This window comes from Pseudomonas sp. P110(2024) (assembly GCF_057480795.1).
In genome coordinates this window covers 158,443-173,438 of sequence record NZ_JBLIYT010000009.1, presented here as the reverse complement: position 1 = coordinate 173,438, position 14,996 = coordinate 158,443, and the positions used below count along the sequence as shown (strand labels likewise).

Genomic DNA, 14,996 nt, shown 5'->3' with positions numbered 1-14,996 from the left:
ATCTCCTTGGGAATGAAGCCTCGAGTGTCGCCTTTGGCTGTGTGGCGGCTAATAGGTGTTGTCCGATTATGAGGGTATGAAAAAGAAACGGCCTCCCGAGGGAGGCCGTCCTGATGTCATCGACGCGGGGCGCCGATCATATCAGCAGCTGTAGTACAGCTCGTATTCCAGCGGGTGCACGAAGGTGCGGACCTTGATCTCTTCTTCGCTCTTCAGCTCGATGAAGGCATCGATGAAGTCGTCGGAGAACACGCCGCCCTTGGTCAGGAACGCACGGCCCTTGTCCAGCTCTTCCAGGGCTTCCTTCAGGCTGCCGCACACTTGCGGGATGTCTTTCGCCTCTTCAGGCGGCAGGTCGTACAGGTTCTTGTCGGCGGCATCGCCTGGGTGGATCTTGTTCTGGATGCCGTCCAGGCCTGCCATCAGCAGGGCCGCGAAGGCCAGGTATGGGTTGGCCGACGGGTCCGGGAAGCGTGCTTCGATACGGCGGGCTTTCGGGCTACCGACGTACGGAATACGGATCGAGGCGGAACGGTTGCGAGCCGAGTAGGCCAGCATTACCGGGGCTTCGAAACCTGGGACCAGACGCTTGTAGGAGTTGGTCGAAGGGTTGGTGAAGCCGTTCAGGGCCTTGCCGTGCTTGATGATGCCGCCGATGAAGTACAGGGCGGTATCGGACAGGCCGGCATAGCCTTCGCCGGAGAAGGTGTTCTTGCCGTCTTTCCAGATCGACATGTGCACGTGCATGCCCGAGCCGTTGTCGCCGTACAGAGGCTTGGGCATGAAGGTGGCGGTACGGCCATAAGCGTCGGCAACATTGTGCACGACATACTTCAGGGCCTGCACTTCATCCGCTTTCTTGACCAGGGTGTTGAACTTGACGCCGATCTCGTTCTGGCCGGCGGTCGCCACTTCATGGTGGTGAACTTCGACGGTCTGGCCCATTTCTTCCAGGGCATTGCACATGGCAGTACGGATTTCGTGGTCGTGGTCGAACGGCGGAACCGGGAAGTAGCCGCCTTTCACGCCCGGACGGTGGCCTTTGTTGCCGCCTTCGACGTCAGCGCCGGTCATCCACGAGCCTTGCTCGGAGAAGATCTTGAACATCGAACCGGAGATGTCCGACTGGAACTTCACTTCGTCGAAGATGAAGAACTCAGGCTCTGGGCCAGCGAACACGGTGTCACCGATGCCGGTGCTCTTCAGGTACTCTTCGGCGCGCTTGGCGATGCCGCGCGGATCGCGATCGTAGCCCTGCATGCTCGACGGATCGACGATATCGCAGGTGATGATCAGGGTCGGCTCTTCGGTGAACGGGTCCAGCACGGCGGTTTCGTCGACCGGCATCAGGATCATGTCGGAGGCTTCGATGCCTTTCCAGCCAGCGATGGAGGAACCGTCGAACATCTTGCCGACTTCGAAGAAGTCTTCGTCCAGGCCATCGCGCGCCGGCATGGTCACGTGATGCTGAATGCCCTTGGTGTCCGTGAAACGCAGATCAATCCACTTGACGTCATGATCTTTGATGAGTTGAACCGACTTCGACATGTTGTCCTCCGGATGGTCTAGGGCGCAGTTGGCCGCTGCCCTGGAAAAAGGGTGTCGCTGGGCGCGGATAGTCGGCCAAGCGTACCTGCCTCACAAGGGAGCAAATTGCATGCCAGTGCCCAAAAATGGCGAGAGTGGGATGAAAGGGGGCGTTGGCGGGCATTTCTTGGAGGGGTGGAGTGTAGCTTTGCACTCATAAGATGCGTTTTTTGGTGTAACTGCACCATTGTGGTGCTTTTGTGCTGGCGTGGGCCTCATCGCGGGGCAAGCCTGCTCCCACGCAGCAGGCCGACGAGGGGTGGCGCGGCCAACATAAATCGCACCTTCTGTACAAAAGTTGCTCAAACCTTGAGCGATTTCCGCTATAATTCGCGCCCCCTATTTTCGGCAGGCCCTGTGCGCGCTGTTAAACCAATGAAACTTATCGTCAAAGTCTTCCCAGAGATCACCATCAAGAGCCGGCCGGTGCGCAAGCGCTTCATCCGTCAGCTCAGCAAGAATATCCGCAACGTGCTCAAGGATCTCGATCCTGAGCTCGCGGTCGATGGTGTCTGGGACAATCTCGAAGTGGTCACCCGCATCGAGGACGAAAAGATCCAGCGCGAAATGATTGAGCGCCTGCGCTGTACCCCGGGCATCACTCACTTCCTGCAGGTGCAGGAGTACCCACTGGGCGACTTTGACGACATCGTCGAGAAGTGCAAGCAGCACTTCGGTCACCTGCTCGCCGGCAAGTACTTCGCCGTGCGCTGCAAGCGCGGCGGCCACCACGACTTCACCTCGATGGATGTCGACCGCTATGTCGGCAGCCAACTGCGCCAGCAATGCGGCGCTGCCGGCATCGAGCTGAAGAAGCCCGAAGTGCTGGTGCGCATCGAGATCCGCGATCAGCGCCTGTACGTGATCCACAATCAGCACAACGGCATCGGTGGTTATCCGCTGGGCGCCCTGGAGCAGACCCTGGTGCTGATGTCCGGTGGCTTCGACTCCACCGTGGCGGCCTACCAGATGATGCGTCGCGGCCTGATGACGCACTTCTGCTTCTTCAACCTCGGTGGCCGCGCCCACGAACTGGGCGTGATGGAAGTGGCCCACTTCCTGTGGAAGAAGTACGGCAGCAGCCAGCGCGTGCTGTTCATCAGCGTGCCGTTCGAGGAAGTGGTCGGCGAAATCCTCAACAAGGTCGACAACAGCTACATGGGTGTCACGCTCAAGCGCATGATGCTGCGCGCGGCCGCCCGCATGGCCGACCGCCTGCAGATTGATGCCCTGGTCACCGGCGAGGCGATTTCCCAAGTCTCCAGCCAGACGTTGCCGAACCTGTCGATTATCGATTCGGCCACCGACAAGCTGGTGCTGCGCCCGCTGTTGGCCAGCCATAAGCAGGACATCATCGACCAGGCCACCGAAATCGGCACCGCCGACTTCGCCAAGCACATGCCCGAGTACTGTGGCGTGATCTCGGTAAACCCGACCACCCATGCCAAGCGTCACCGCATGGAGCACGAAGAGAAGCAGTTCGAGATGGAAGTACTGGAGCGTGCCCTGGAGCGCGCCAAGTTCATTTCCATCGACCACGTGATCGATGAACTGGGCAAGGACATCGAAGTCGAGGAAGTGGCCGAGGCGCTGCCTGGTCAGATCGTTATCGACATTCGTCACCCTGATGCCCAGGAAGACGAACCCCTGGCGCTGGACGGTATCGAAGTCCAGGCCATGCCGTTCTACGCGATCAACAGCAAGTTCAAGCACCTGGACCCCACGCGCCAGTACCTGCTGTATTGCGACAAGGGTGTGATGAGCCGTCTGCACGCACACCACCTGCTCAGTGAGGGACATGCCAATGTGCGTGTTTATCGTCCGACATAAGACGCCAGGGCTGTATGGCGGCAGCATCCGCCATCGCCCTCCCGACCGCCGGGCCCGCTGAGCCTTAAACAGTACATATTGGCCGCCTACACTGGCGGCAACCGAATCCTCTGATCGAGATACAGTTGTGATCGAAAATCTGCGTAACATCGCCATCATCGCCCACGTTGACCATGGTAAAACCACCCTGGTCGACAAACTTCTGCGCCAGTCCGGCACCCTGGAGCGTAACGAGCTCAACGACGAGCGCGTCATGGACTCCAACGATCAGGAAAAAGAGCGCGGCATTACCATTCTGGCGAAGAACACCGCCATCAACTGGAACGGCTACCACATCAACATCGTCGACACCCCCGGCCACGCCGACTTCGGTGGCGAGGTCGAGCGTGTAATGTCGATGGTCGACTCCGTGCTGCTGCTGGTCGACGCCCAGGACGGCCCGATGCCGCAAACCCGCTTCGTGACCAAGAAGGCCTTCGAAGCCGGTCTGAAGCCGATCGTCGTGATCAACAAGGTCGACCGTCCGGGCGCGCGTCCTGACTGGGTTCTGGACCAGATCTTCGATCTGTTCGACAACCTCGGCGCCACCGACGAGCAGCTGGACTTCAAAGTTGTCTACGCCTCGGCCCTGAACGGCATCGCCGGCCTGGACCACACCGAAATGGGTGAGGACATGACCGCGCTGTACCAGTCGATCGTCGACAACGTACCCGCACCGTCTGTTGACCGTGACGGCCCGTTCCAGATGCAGATCTCCGCACTGGACTACAACAGCTTCCTTGGTGTTATCGGCGTTGGCCGCATCGCCCGTGGTCGCGTCAAGCCGAACACCCCGGTTGTTGCCATCGACACCGAAGGCAAGAAGCGCAACGGTCGTATCCTCAAGCTGATGGGCCACCACGGCCTGCACCGCGTCGACGTCGAAGAAGCCCAGGCTGGCGACATCGTCTGCATCAGCGGTTTCGACGAGCTGTTCATCTCCGACACCCTGTGCGCCCCGGATACCGTCGAGGCGATGAAGCCGCTGACCGTTGACGAGCCAACCGTTTCGATGACCTTCCAGGTCAACGACTCGCCGTTCTGCGGTAAAGAAGGCAAGTTCGTCACCAGCCGTAACATCAAGGACCGCCTGGACAAAGAGCTGCTGTACAACGTTGCCCTGCGCGTTCAGGAAACCGATTCCCCTGACAAGTTCAAGGTATCGGGCCGTGGCGAGCTGCACCTGTCGGTACTGATCGAAACCATGCGCCGTGAAGGCTTCGAGATGGCCGTGGGCCGTCCTGAAGTGATCATCCGCGAAGTCGACGGCGTCAAGCAGGAGCCGTTCGAGAACGTCACCATCGACATCCCTGAAGAATCCCAGGGCAAGGTCATGGAAGAGATGGGCCTGCGTAAAGGCGACCTGACCAACATGGTTCCGGATGGCAAGGGCCGTGTTCGCCTGGAATACAACATTCCAGCCCGTGGTCTGATCGGTTTCCGTAACCAGTTCCTGACCCTGACCAACGGTGCAGGCATCCTGACCTCGATCTTCGATCGTTACGACACCATGAAGTCGGGCCAGATGTCCGGCCGCCTGAACGGTGTCCTGGTTTCGGTCGAGACCGGCAAGGCCCTGACCTACTCGCTGGAAACCCTGCAGGCTCGCGGCAAGCTGTTCGTTGAACACGGCCAGGAGATCTACAACGGTCAGATCATCGGCCTGAACAGCCGTGACAACGACCTGGGCGTGAACCCGACCAAAGGCAAGAAGCTCGACAACATGCGTGCTTCGGGCAAGGACGAAGTCATCGCCCTGGTTCCGCCGGTTCGCCACACTCTGGAACAGGCCCTGGAATTCATCCAGGACGACGAGCTGTGCGAAGTGACGCCGAAGTCGATCCGTCTGCGCAAGAAGATCCTCGATGAAGGCGAGCGTACCCGCGCTGCCAAGAAAGCCAAGAACTGAGTCATTAGTTCAGGCTGAATGAAAACGCCCCCGGTCGAAAGGCCGGGGGCGTTTTTGTTTGCCTTGAGAAATTGGGGCCGCTTTGCAGCCCCGGGATTTCACAAGCAAAGCAGGATCAGCGGGTAGCCACCTTGGGCTTGTACGCACAATACCCCGGGCGCGGCCCGATCTTGGGGTGATTGCGGCAGGTATCCGGGCGCTTGTCATAAATGGTGCACAGCCGGCTCTTGCGGTCCAGATAGAGGCAGTCGTCGTTGCTCATCCGGGTCAGGGTGAAGATCCCCGACTTCTGGTTGAAGCGTTCGATGATGCCGTCCTTCTGCAGGCGCTTGGCGATATTCTTCGGCGGCTCGTCCTTCTCGAACTCGTCCACCACGCCGATACGGATCAGATCCTTGATCTTCACCTCCACCGGCAAGGTGCAGCAGGTCGAGTGGCAGCCACCGCACATGTGGCTGGCATAGCGCTGCCAGGTCTCCAGGCGGTCGACTTCGGCGGCGGCGATCAGGGTCGGTTTCATGGTTACGGTTTTATTCTTGCAAGGGAAATCACGGTTTTGGGGCGCGCGATGATACCGGAGTTGTTCAATTTGTGAACAACCTTTTGCCGGTTTCTCCAGCGGTGGATGAAAACCGCGAACCGTCGCTGTCGCTCCGTGTCAGAGCGTCTAGGCTGAACAATCTCCCTGCGCTTTCGCCCATTTGCCCGAGGATGCCCCATGTCCCAGGAAACCGAAGCCCGTGACAAAAAGCACCATAGTGCAGAGGTGGCGGCCTTTCGCGCCGCCGTGCTGGCCAAGCTGACCTACGCGGTCGGCAAGGATCCGGAACACGCCTTCGACCACGACTGGTTCGAGGCCATCGCCCTGGCCGCCCGCGACCACATGGTCGATCACTGGATGGACCATACCCGCCAGGCCTACCGGCGCAGCCAGAAGCGCGTCTACTACCTCTCCCTCGAGTTCCTCATCGGCCGCCTGCTGTACGACAGCCTGAGCAACCTCGGCTACCTGGAGATCGCCCGCGAGGCCCTCGAAGGTCTGAACGTGGACCTGGAGCGCATCCGCCTGCTCGAGCCCGACGCGGCGCTGGGCAACGGCGGCCTGGGTCGGTTGGCGGCGTGTTTCATGGAAAGCATGTCGACCCTGGGCATCGCCGCTCATGGCTACGGCATCCGCTACGAGCATGGTTTGTTCCGCCAGGCGGTTGTCGATGGCTGGCAGCAGGAGCAGACCGAAAACTGGCTGGATTTCGGCAACCCCTGGGAGTTCGAGCGCGCCGAGGTGATCTACCCGATCAGTTTCGGCGGCAGCGTTGAAACCGTGCACGAGGGCAACGGCCAGCAGCGCCAAGTCTGGTCACCGGGCGAAACGGTGCGGGCGGTGGCCTACGACACGCCGGTGGTCGGCTGGCGCGGTTCCAGCGTCAATACCCTGCGCCTGTGGCGGGCCCGGGCCCTGGAAGAGCTGCACCTGGAGCGCTTCAACGCTGGCGACCATCTGGGCGCGGTAGCCGAGGTGGCCCGCGCCGAGAGCATCTCGCGGGTGCTGTACCCGGCCGACAGCACCGAGGCCGGCCAGGAGCTGCGCCTGCGCCAGGAGTACTTCTTCGTCTCCGCCTCGTTGCAGGATCTGCTGCGCCGCCACCTGAACATGCACAAGGATCTGCTCAACCTGCCGGACGCCGCGGCGATCCAGCTCAACGACACCCATCCGTCGATCGCCGTGGCCGAACTGATGCGCCTGTTGGTGGACCAGCACGAAATCCCCTGGGACAAGGCCTGGGCGCTGACCGTCGGAACCTTGGCCTACACCAACCACACCCTGCTCCCCGAGGCCCTGGAAACCTGGCCGGTGGCGCTGATGGAGCGCATGCTGCCGCGGCACATGCAGATCATCTACCTGATCAACGCCTACCATATCGATGCCCTGCGGGCCAAAGGCCTGCATGACTTCGACGTGCTGCGCGCGGTGTCGCTGATCGAAGAGGACAATGGCCGGCGGGTGCGCATGGGCAACCTGGCGTTTCTCGGTTCGCACAGCGTCAACGGCGTGTCGGCGCTGCACAGCAAACTGATGAAGAGCACGGTGTTCGCCGAACTGCACAAGCTCTACCCGCAGCGGATCAACAACAAGACCAACGGCATTACCTTCCGTCGCTGGCTGTACCAGTCCAACCCGCAGCTCACGGCGATGCTGATCGAGGCGCTGGGCCCCGAGGTACTGGACGATCCGGAAGGCAAGCTAAAGGGGCTGGCGCCGTTTGCCGACAAGGCCACCTTCCGCAAGCAGTTCGCCGCCCAGCGCCTGCACAGCAAGCGCGCCCTGGCCAGCATCATCCAGGACCGGCTGGGGGTGACGGTCAATCCGGAGGCGCTGTTCGACGTCCAGGTCAAGCGTATCCATGAGTACAAGCGCCAGTTGCTCAACCTGCTGCACACGGTGGCGCTGTACCAGGCGATCCGCAATGACCCCAGCACCGACTGGGTGCCGCGGGTGAAGCTCTTTGCCGGCAAGGCGGCGGCCAGTTATCACCAGGCCAAGCTGATCATCAAGCTGGCCAACGACATCGCCCGGGTGGTCAACAACGACCCCACGGTGCGTGGCCTGCTCAAGGTGGTGTTCCTGCCCAACTACAACGTCAGCCTGGCCGAGAGCATCATCCCGGCGGCGGACCTGTCCGAGCAGATCTCCACCGCCGGCTACGAGGCGTCCGGTACCAGCAACATGAAGTTCGGACTCAATGGCGCGCTGACCATCGGCACCCTGGATGGCGCCAATGTCGAGGTGTGCGAGCAGGTGGGCGCCGAGAACATGTTCATCTTCGGCCTGACCGCCCAGCAGGTGGAGGCACGCAAGCGCAGCGGCGATTTCGGCGCCGCCGCGGCGATCGCCGCCTCCCATCGCCTGGGTGATGTGCTGCAGGCGATCCGCAGCGGGGTGTTCTCGCCGGACGACCCGGCGCGCTATGCCGGATTGGTGGATGGATTGATCGCCTATGACCGCTTTCTGGTATGCGCCGACTTTGATGCCTACTGGGACGCCCAGCGACGGGTCGAGGAGCTGTGGCACGCCCCGCAGGACTGGTGGCGCATGGCGGTGCTCAATACCGCGCGGATGGGTTGGTTCTCGTCGGATCGGACCATCCGCGAGTATGCCTCCGAGATCTGGAAGGCGTTGGATTGAGGTCCATCGCGGGGCAAGTCGGGCCGCCGCGATGGCTTAAACCGACCACCGGCCGGCAGCTTGCTGAACTCAACCCCACCCGACGAGTCTCTTTGCTCGCTAGCCCGCCACTCTCCCTGTAAACTGCGGGGGTTTTCTCCCCCTATTCCTTTCGGAGCCATACATGTCCCGCGTTACCCTGAGTCGCTATCTGATTGAGCAGACCCGCAGCAACAATACCCCTGCCGATCTGCGCTTCCTGATCGAGGTGGTGGCGCGTGCGTGCAAGGAGATCAGCCACCACGTGTCCAAGGGCGCCCTGGGCGGCGTGCTGGGCAGCATGGGCACCGAAAACGTCCAGGGCGAAGTGCAGAAGAAGCTCGACGTGATCTCCAACGACATCCTGCTCGAGGCCAACGAGTGGGGCGGCCACCTGGCCGGCATGGCGTCCGAAGAGATGGACAACGCCTACCAGATCCCGGGCAAATACCCGAAAGGCGCCTACCTGCTGGTCTTCGACCCGCTGGACGGCTCGTCGAACATCGACGTCAACGTTTCGGTCGGCACCATCTTCTCGGTACTGCGTTGCCCTAACCAGTACCTGAGCCAGAACGAAAGCCTGAACGAGAATGCCTTCCTGCAGCCAGGCACCGAGCAGGTTGCCGCCGGTTACGCCATCTACGGCCCGCAGACCATGCTGATCCTGACCCTGGGCAACGGCGTCAAGGGCTTCACCCTGGACCGCGAACTGGGCAGCTTCGTCCTGACCCACGAGAACATTCGCGTTCCGGAAACTACCGCCGAATTCGCCATCAACATGTCCAACCAGCGTCACTGGGAGGCCCCGGTGCAGCGCTACGTGGGCGAGCTGCTGGCCGGCGAGACCGGTCCGCTGAAGAAGAACTACAACATGCGCTGGATCGCCTCGATGGTGGCTGACGTGCACCGTATCCTGACCCGTGGCGGCCTGTTCATGTACCCGCGCGACGCCCGCGAGCCGAGCAAGCCGGGCAAGCTGCGCCTGATGTACGAGGCCAATCCGATGTCGTTCATCATCGAACAGGCCGGTGGCGCGTCCACCAACGGTTACGAGCGCATCCTCGACATCAAGCCGCAGAGCCTGCACCAGCGCGTGTCGGTGATCCTCGGCTCGAAGGAAGAGGTCGAGCGCGTCACCGCCTACCACAAGGAGTAAGTCATGCTCGCACCTTGGCAGCCGTTGCTGGAGTGGTGGTTCGGTTGGGGCACGAGTGCCCAGGCCGTGGCTGACGAGAAGAACACGCTGTGGTTCGGCAAGCATCACGACGCCGATGCCCAGGCGCTGTTCGGCGACCTGGTCGAGCAAGCCCTGGCGGGTGGGCTCGACGAGTGGCAGCAGAGCCCCCAGGGCTGGCTCGGGCTGCTGCTGCTGCTGGATCAGTTGCCGCGCATGATCTATCGCGACACGCCGCGTGCCTTCGAGGGTGACCGGCGTGCCCAGGTAGTGGCCATGCAGGGGTTGCAGAAGGGCTGGGACTATCAGCTGCTGCCGATCCAGCGGGTGTTCGTGCTGCTTGTGCTGGAGCATGCCGAGGTGCTGGACTGGCAGAACCTGTGCGTCGAGCGTTACCAGACCTTGCTGGACGAGCAGCCCGAGGCCAACCGCCGGTTGTTCGAAGGCTTCCTCGACTATGCCGAGCAGCATCAGCGGGTGATCGCCCGCTTCGGGCGCTTCCCGCACCGCAACCTGGTGCTGAACCGCCCGAGCACCAGCGAGGAGATGGACTTCTTGCTGGAGCCGGGTTCCCGCTTCTGAATAGCCGGGCCTGCTGCGCAGGCCTTTCGCGACACGAGGCCGCTCCTACAGGGAGTCGCATCCCCCTGTAGGAGCGGCCTTGTGTCGCGATGGGCCGCAAAGCGGCCCCCAGGGCCTTCGAATCAGATCCTGAAACTGCCCACCAGATGCTTCAACCGCTCGACCTGATGTTCCAGGTCGGTGCAGGCACGCAAGGTGCTCTGCAGGTTCTGCACCCCTTCCTGGTTCAGCGTATTGATCTCGGTGATGTCGACATTGATCGACTCGACCACGGCCGTCTGCTCTTCGGTGGCGGTGGCCACCGACTGGTTCATGCCGTCGATCTCGCCGATGCGCTGGGTGACGCTGCCAAGGCGTTCGCCGGCCTGGTTGGCGATGCCCACGCTGCGGTCGCTGTGCTGCTGGCTCTGGTTCATGGTGCTCACGGCCACCTGGGCGCCGGCCTGCAGCTCTTCGATCAGGCGCTGCACCTGCTGCGCCGAGTCCTGGGTCCGGTGGGCCAGGTTACGCACCTCGTCCGCGACCACCGCGAAGCCGCGCCCGGCCTCGCCGGCGCGGGCGGCCTCGATAGCGGCGTTGAGCGCCAGCAGGTTGGTCTGCTGCGAGATGCCACTGATCACATCGAGGATCTGGCCGATGTTCGCCGTATGGTTGTTCAACGTCTCGATATTGCCGCTGGCGTCGCTGATGCGCGCCGACAGTTGGTTCATCACGTTGATGGTCTCGCCGACCACCTGCTGGCCTTCCTCGGCCAGGCCACGGGCGGCGCTGGAGTGCTGCGAGGCGAGGGCGGCGTTCTGGGCGATTTCCTGGGCGGCGGCACCCAGCTGGTTGATCGCCGCGGCCACGCTGCTGGTGCGGCTCGACTGCTGGTCGGCGTTGTGGATCGAGGCGTTGGAGGCGTTGACCACCTGGCTGGCCACGGCATTCACCTGGCCGGTGGCCGAGGCCACTTCGCGGATCGACTCATGGATCCGTTCGACGAAGCGGTTGAACGACTGCGCCAGGCTGCCGAACTCGTCCTGGGCGTGGATGTTCAGGCGTCGGGTCAGGTCGCCCTCGCCCTCGGCGATATCGCGCATGGCGCGGCCCATGACGTGCAGCGGCTCCATCAGCACGCGGATGAGCAGGCCGAGCAGGGCGATGATCACCACCACCGCGATCAGCGTCGCCACCAGCGCCGAGGTGCGCAGCTCGCCGAGCATGGCGAACGCCGCGTCCTGGTCCAGCACCAGCGCCACGTACCAGTCCGCCGACGGCACGCCGTCGACATGGGTGAAACTGATGAACTGCCGGCGGCCTTCGACCTCGACCTCTTTCAGGCCGCTGCCGATGCGCAGGTCGTTGCCGGGGTAGACATCGGCCAGGGTCTTGAGCGCCAGCTCGCCCTTGGGATGGATGAGCACCTTGCCTTCGCCGTTGACGATGAAGGCATGGCCGCGACCGCCGAAGTCCAGGGTGTTGATCAGGTTGCTGATGGTCTGCAAGTCGGTGTCGACACCGCTCACACCAATCATGCGCCCGCCCTGTTGCACCGGGGTGGCCAGGGTGATCACCAGCTTGCCGGCCGAGACCGAGATGTACGGCTCGGTGACGATGGTCTGGCCCGCCGCGCTGGCCGCTTTGTACCAGCCGCGCACGCGCGGGTCGTAGTCGGCGGCGCGGTTGCCCACCGGCACCGACTGCATGCTGCCGTCCTGGCCGCCGAAGTAGGTGAGGATGAAGTTGGCGCTGTACACCGGCAGCGCCAGGATGCGCTCAAGGCTGCCCTTGGCCGGGCCGTCGACGGCGATCTGCTGGGCCACCGAGTTCACCAGCTGGATGCGGCTGTCGAGCCAGGTTCGGATGTTGCCCGCGGTCAGGTTGCCCAGTGACTGCAACGTCGATTCGGTGTCGCTGCGTAGCGACTGGCGCTGCCGGTAGTCGTTGAACAGAACGAAACAGGTAAAGGCGACGGCCACCACGAGGGCGGCGGCCAGCAGGATCTTGTGGCTGAACTTGAGGTTCTTGGTCATTTTTCTTGGAATCTGCGCACGGGCACGAAGGGGAGGGGTGCGGCAAAAGGCCACACCACCGCTCTATGTCGACGCGCAGGAATAAAACATTAATCGTTTGCGCGCCAGGCGACCAACGGCGCACAACGAAACCTGGCCTGCCAGGGAACCACGGAGCCTTTTTCCCTTCTAAGCTCCCTGCAGGCCCTCGTACCTGCGTATCCACCTCCAGGAGTGTCCCTTCATGTCGTTGCGTTCCCTCGCCCTGTTGTCCTTGTGCGTCGTCCTGACCGCCTGCAGCAAGATCAACCAGGAAAACTATTCCAAGCTCAAGGCCGGCATGAACAAGGCTGAGGTCGAGCAACTGCTCGGTTCGCCCAAGGAGTGCTCCGGCGCGCTGGGCATGAGCAGTTGCACCTGGGGTGACGAGAAGAGCTTCATCAGCGTGCAGTACGCGGCGGACAAGGTCCTGATGTATTCCGGGCAGGGCCTCAAATGAGGCGTCTGCACCTGCTGCTGGGCGTGTGCCTGGTGATGCTGCTCGGTGGCTGCGCCACCTCGGCCACCGACCCGCTGGCGCCGAAGACCGCAGGTGCGGTCGACCTCAAGCGTTACCAGGGCAAATGGTTCGAACTGGCGCGTCTGCCGATGAAGTACCAAGATGGCTGCGCCCAATCCGAAGCCCACTACAACCTCAAGCCCGACGGCACGGTCGGCGTGCTCAACCGCTGCCGCACCCTGGGCGATGAGTGGCTGCGCGCCGAAGGCCATGCCACGCCGCAGGAGGCCGGGCACACCGACAAGCTGTGGGTGGAGTTCGACAATTGGTTCACCCGGCTGGTGCCCGGCGTGGCCAAGGGTGATTACTGGATTCTGTTCGTAGACGAACGCTACCGCACGGCGATTGTCGGCAGCCCGGATCGCAAGTACCTGTGGATTCTTTCACGTACGCCTTCGCTGCCGGCCTGGGAGCGCGAGAACCTGTTGGCCAAGGCGAGGCAGCAGGGGTATGACACCAATCGGTTGATCTGGCGCACGCCTGACAAGCAGATTGTCGTCCGGCATTGAGCAGCAGACTGACGCGGTCCCTGCAGGAGCGGCCTTGTGTCGTGATAGGGGTGCGAAGCGCCCCCAGGATTTCAGTGTCAATGCACATATCGCCGGGTCCGCTATGCGGCCCTTTCCGACCGGTCCGACGCCTCGGCAAGGCCGCTCAGAGCCGGCGTTCAGGCTAGAAGCTGGCGCAGGACTGCCGCAAACGCCACCGCGCTTTCCTCTTCCTGCCCATGACGCCCCTGGCGCACCACCCACTGCCCGTTGACCATCACATCGCGCACCTGGCGGTCGCCGCCGGCGAACAGCCAGCGGTTCAGGATCGCATCGCCTTCGGCCACGGCCAGGTATGGATCCTGCCCATCGAGCACCAGCCAGTCCGCGCGCTTGCCCACGGCGAGTTCGCCGATCGGCTGCCCCAGCGCCTGGGCACCGCCCATCAGCGCGGCATCGTAGAGCGTGCGGCCCACCATTGGCTGGTCGGCGCGATACAGCCGGTTGCGGCGCTGGTCGCGCAGGCGCTGGCCATACTCCAACCAGCGCAACTCCTCGACCACGCTGAGCGACACATGGCTGTCCGAGCCGATGCCCATGCGTCCGCCCTGGGCCAGGTAGTCCACCGCCGGGAAGATTCCATCGCCCAGGTTCGCCTCGGTGGTCAAGCAGAGCCCGGCCACCGCGCCGCTGCGGGCCATGGCGGCGACTTCGTCGGCTTCGGCGTGGGTGGCGTGTACCAGGCACCAGCGCTGATCCACCTCGACATGCTCGTATAGCCACTGCAGCGGACGGCGGCCACTCCAGGCCAGGCAGTCATCGACTTCCTTCTGCTGCTCGGCAATGTGGATATGAATAGGGCAGGCCGCATTGCTGGCGCCCAGCACATCGGCGATCTGGCCCGGCGTCACCGCGCGCAGGGAATGGAAGCACAGCCCCAGTGCTTGCGCCGGTTGTTGCGCCAGCAAGGGTGCAAGCTGCTGCTGCAGGCGCAGGTACTGCTCGGTGGAATTGATGAAACGTCGCTGACCGTCGTTGGGCGCCTGGCCACCGAAGCCGGAATGGCTGTACAGCACCGGTAGCAAGGTCAGGCCGATACCGCTGGCGCTGGCGGCGGCGCTGATGCGGCGCGACAGCTCGGCAGGGTCGGCATAGGCCTGGCCATTCTGGTCATGGTGCACGTAATGGAACTCGGCCACCGAGGTGTAGCCGGCCTTGAGCATCTCGATGTACAGCTGGCGGGCGATCACCTGCAACTGCTCCGGGGTGATCCGGCCGACCAGGCGGTACATCAGCTCGCGCCAGGTCCAGAAGCTGTCGTTGGGATTGCCGGCCACTTCCGCCAGCCCTGCCATGGCCCGCTGGAACGCGTGCGAGTGCAGGTTGGGCATGCCCGGTAGCAACGGCCCGGCCAGGCGCTCGGCGCCATCGGCGCTGGCATCGGCCTCGATCGAGGCCAGTCGGCCGTCGGCGGCGACCTCCAGGCGGACATTGCGGGCCCAGCCCGAGGGCAGCAGGGCGCGTTCGGCGAAGTAGGCGGACATCGGTGAAATCCTGTTATTGTTAACTTGTATATACATATACAGCCGTTTGCCTGCCGGGTAAACTCCGGCAAGCTACCGTTCACTCCAA

At 62.9% G+C, this 14,996-nt stretch carries 11 protein-coding genes and 1 pseudogene; 7 read left to right on the top strand and 5 right to left on the bottom strand.

The genetic code is table 11. The annotated features are described in order from the left end of the window. Nucleotides 1–141: 141 nt before the first annotated feature. Nucleotides 142–1,548: a type I glutamate--ammonia ligase gene (gene glnA / locus AC25ND_RS16105; protein ID WP_028688405.1), complete on the bottom strand. Its 1,407-nt coding sequence runs from the start codon at nt 1,546–1,548 to the stop codon at nt 142–144. A 414-nt stretch (nt 1,549–1,962) separates the two neighbouring features. Between glnA and thiI the strand changes: the two genes are divergently transcribed. Further along, nucleotides 1,963–3,417: a tRNA uracil 4-sulfurtransferase ThiI gene (gene thiI / locus AC25ND_RS16100; protein ID WP_028688404.1), complete on the top strand. Its 1,455-nt coding sequence runs from the start codon at nt 1,963–1,965 to the stop codon at nt 3,415–3,417. A 127-nt stretch (nt 3,418–3,544) separates the two neighbouring features. Continuing rightward, nucleotides 3,545–5,365 carry a translational GTPase TypA gene (gene typA, locus AC25ND_RS16095; protein ID WP_028688403.1) on the top strand — a complete coding sequence of 607 codons (1,821 nt, stop codon included), beginning with the start codon at nt 3,545–3,547 and terminating at the stop codon, nt 5,363–5,365. 115 nt (nt 5,366–5,480) lie between these two features. On the opposite strand, the gene AC25ND_RS16090 is transcribed toward typA, so the two are convergent. After that, nucleotides 5,481–5,885, bottom strand: a complete 405-nt coding sequence (locus tag AC25ND_RS16090) for a YkgJ family cysteine cluster protein (protein ID WP_028688402.1) — start codon at nt 5,883–5,885, stop codon at nt 5,481–5,483. Between the two features lie 198 nt (nt 5,886–6,083). Here AC25ND_RS16090 and AC25ND_RS16085 point away from each other — a divergent pair, with 198 nt between their 5' ends. From AC25ND_RS16085 to AC25ND_RS16075, 3 genes are all read left to right on the top strand, one after another. Further along, nucleotides 6,084–8,549: a glycogen/starch/alpha-glucan phosphorylase gene (locus AC25ND_RS16085; protein ID WP_486976432.1), complete on the top strand. Its 2,466-nt coding sequence runs from the start codon at nt 6,084–6,086 to the stop codon at nt 8,547–8,549. Between the two features lie 163 nt (nt 8,550–8,712). Next, nucleotides 8,713–9,723, top strand: a complete 1,011-nt coding sequence (locus AC25ND_RS16080; protein ID WP_028688400.1) for a class 1 fructose-bisphosphatase — start codon at nt 8,713–8,715, stop codon at nt 9,721–9,723. Nucleotides 9,724–9,726: 3 nt separating this feature from the next. Then, nucleotides 9,727–10,323, top strand: coding sequence for a DUF924 family protein (locus AC25ND_RS16075; RefSeq protein ID WP_023631035.1), 597 nt, complete (start codon nt 9,727–9,729; stop codon nt 10,321–10,323). Between the two features lie 122 nt (nt 10,324–10,445). Here the strand turns inward: AC25ND_RS16075 and AC25ND_RS16070 are convergent, their stop codons facing one another. Further along, nucleotides 10,446–11,171: a methyl-accepting chemotaxis protein gene (locus AC25ND_RS16070; RefSeq protein WP_373876210.1), complete on the bottom strand. Its 726-nt coding sequence runs from the start codon at nt 11,169–11,171 to the stop codon at nt 10,446–10,448. Between the two features lie 129 nt (nt 11,172–11,300). Beyond that, nucleotides 11,301–12,338, bottom strand: a pseudogene (locus AC25ND_RS16065) (cache domain-containing protein); the annotation flags it as partial. Between the two features lie 223 nt (nt 12,339–12,561). Between AC25ND_RS16065 and bamE the strand changes: the two are divergent. Together bamE and AC25ND_RS16055 are read left to right on the top strand one after the other, a co-directional pair. Further along, entirely contained in the window at nt 12,562–12,816 is a 255-nt protein-coding gene (bamE, locus tag AC25ND_RS16060; RefSeq protein ID WP_028688397.1) for an outer membrane protein assembly factor BamE domain-containing protein, read from the top strand. Next, the gene (locus AC25ND_RS16055) at nt 12,813–13,385 is read left to right on the top strand and encodes a lipocalin family protein (RefSeq protein WP_062362621.1); all 573 of its coding nucleotides are present in this window, start codon (nt 12,813–12,815) and stop codon (nt 13,383–13,385) included. The genes bamE and AC25ND_RS16055 overlap by 4 nt, the downstream gene beginning before the upstream one ends. A 158-nt stretch (nt 13,386–13,543) precedes the next feature. On the opposite strand, the gene AC25ND_RS16050 is transcribed toward AC25ND_RS16055, so the two are convergent. Further along, the gene (locus tag AC25ND_RS16050; protein WP_186594647.1) at nt 13,544–14,908 is read right to left on the bottom strand and encodes a formimidoylglutamate deiminase; all 1,365 of its coding nucleotides are present in this window, start codon (nt 14,906–14,908) and stop codon (nt 13,544–13,546) included. Between the last annotated feature and the right edge of the window lie 88 nt (nt 14,909–14,996).

Bases quoted from the DNA above. Each gene is read 5' to 3' on its own strand.
- AC25ND_RS16085 (WP_486976432.1), top strand. From the start codon at position 6,084: ATGTCCCAGGAAACCGAAGCCCGTGACAAAAAGCACCATAGTGCAGAG.
- bamE (WP_028688397.1), top strand. From the start codon at position 12,562: ATGTCGTTGCGTTCCCTCGCCCTGTTGTCCTTGTGCGTCGTCCTGACC.
- AC25ND_RS16090 (WP_028688402.1), bottom strand. From the start codon at position 5,885: ATGAAACCGACCCTGATCGCCGCCGCCGAAGTCGACCGCCTGGAGACC.
- AC25ND_RS16050 (WP_186594647.1), bottom strand. From the start codon at position 14,908: ATGTCCGCCTACTTCGCCGAACGCGCCCTGCTGCCCTCGGGCTGGGCC.
- glnA (WP_028688405.1), bottom strand. From the start codon at position 1,548: ATGTCGAAGTCGGTTCAACTCATCAAAGATCATGACGTCAAGTGGATT.
- AC25ND_RS16075 (WP_023631035.1), top strand. From the start codon at position 9,727: ATGCTCGCACCTTGGCAGCCGTTGCTGGAGTGGTGGTTCGGTTGGGGC.
- AC25ND_RS16055 (WP_062362621.1), top strand. From the start codon at position 12,813: ATGAGGCGTCTGCACCTGCTGCTGGGCGTGTGCCTGGTGATGCTGCTC.
- thiI (WP_028688404.1), top strand. From the start codon at position 1,963: ATGAAACTTATCGTCAAAGTCTTCCCAGAGATCACCATCAAGAGCCGG.
- AC25ND_RS16080 (WP_028688400.1), top strand. From the start codon at position 8,713: ATGTCCCGCGTTACCCTGAGTCGCTATCTGATTGAGCAGACCCGCAGC.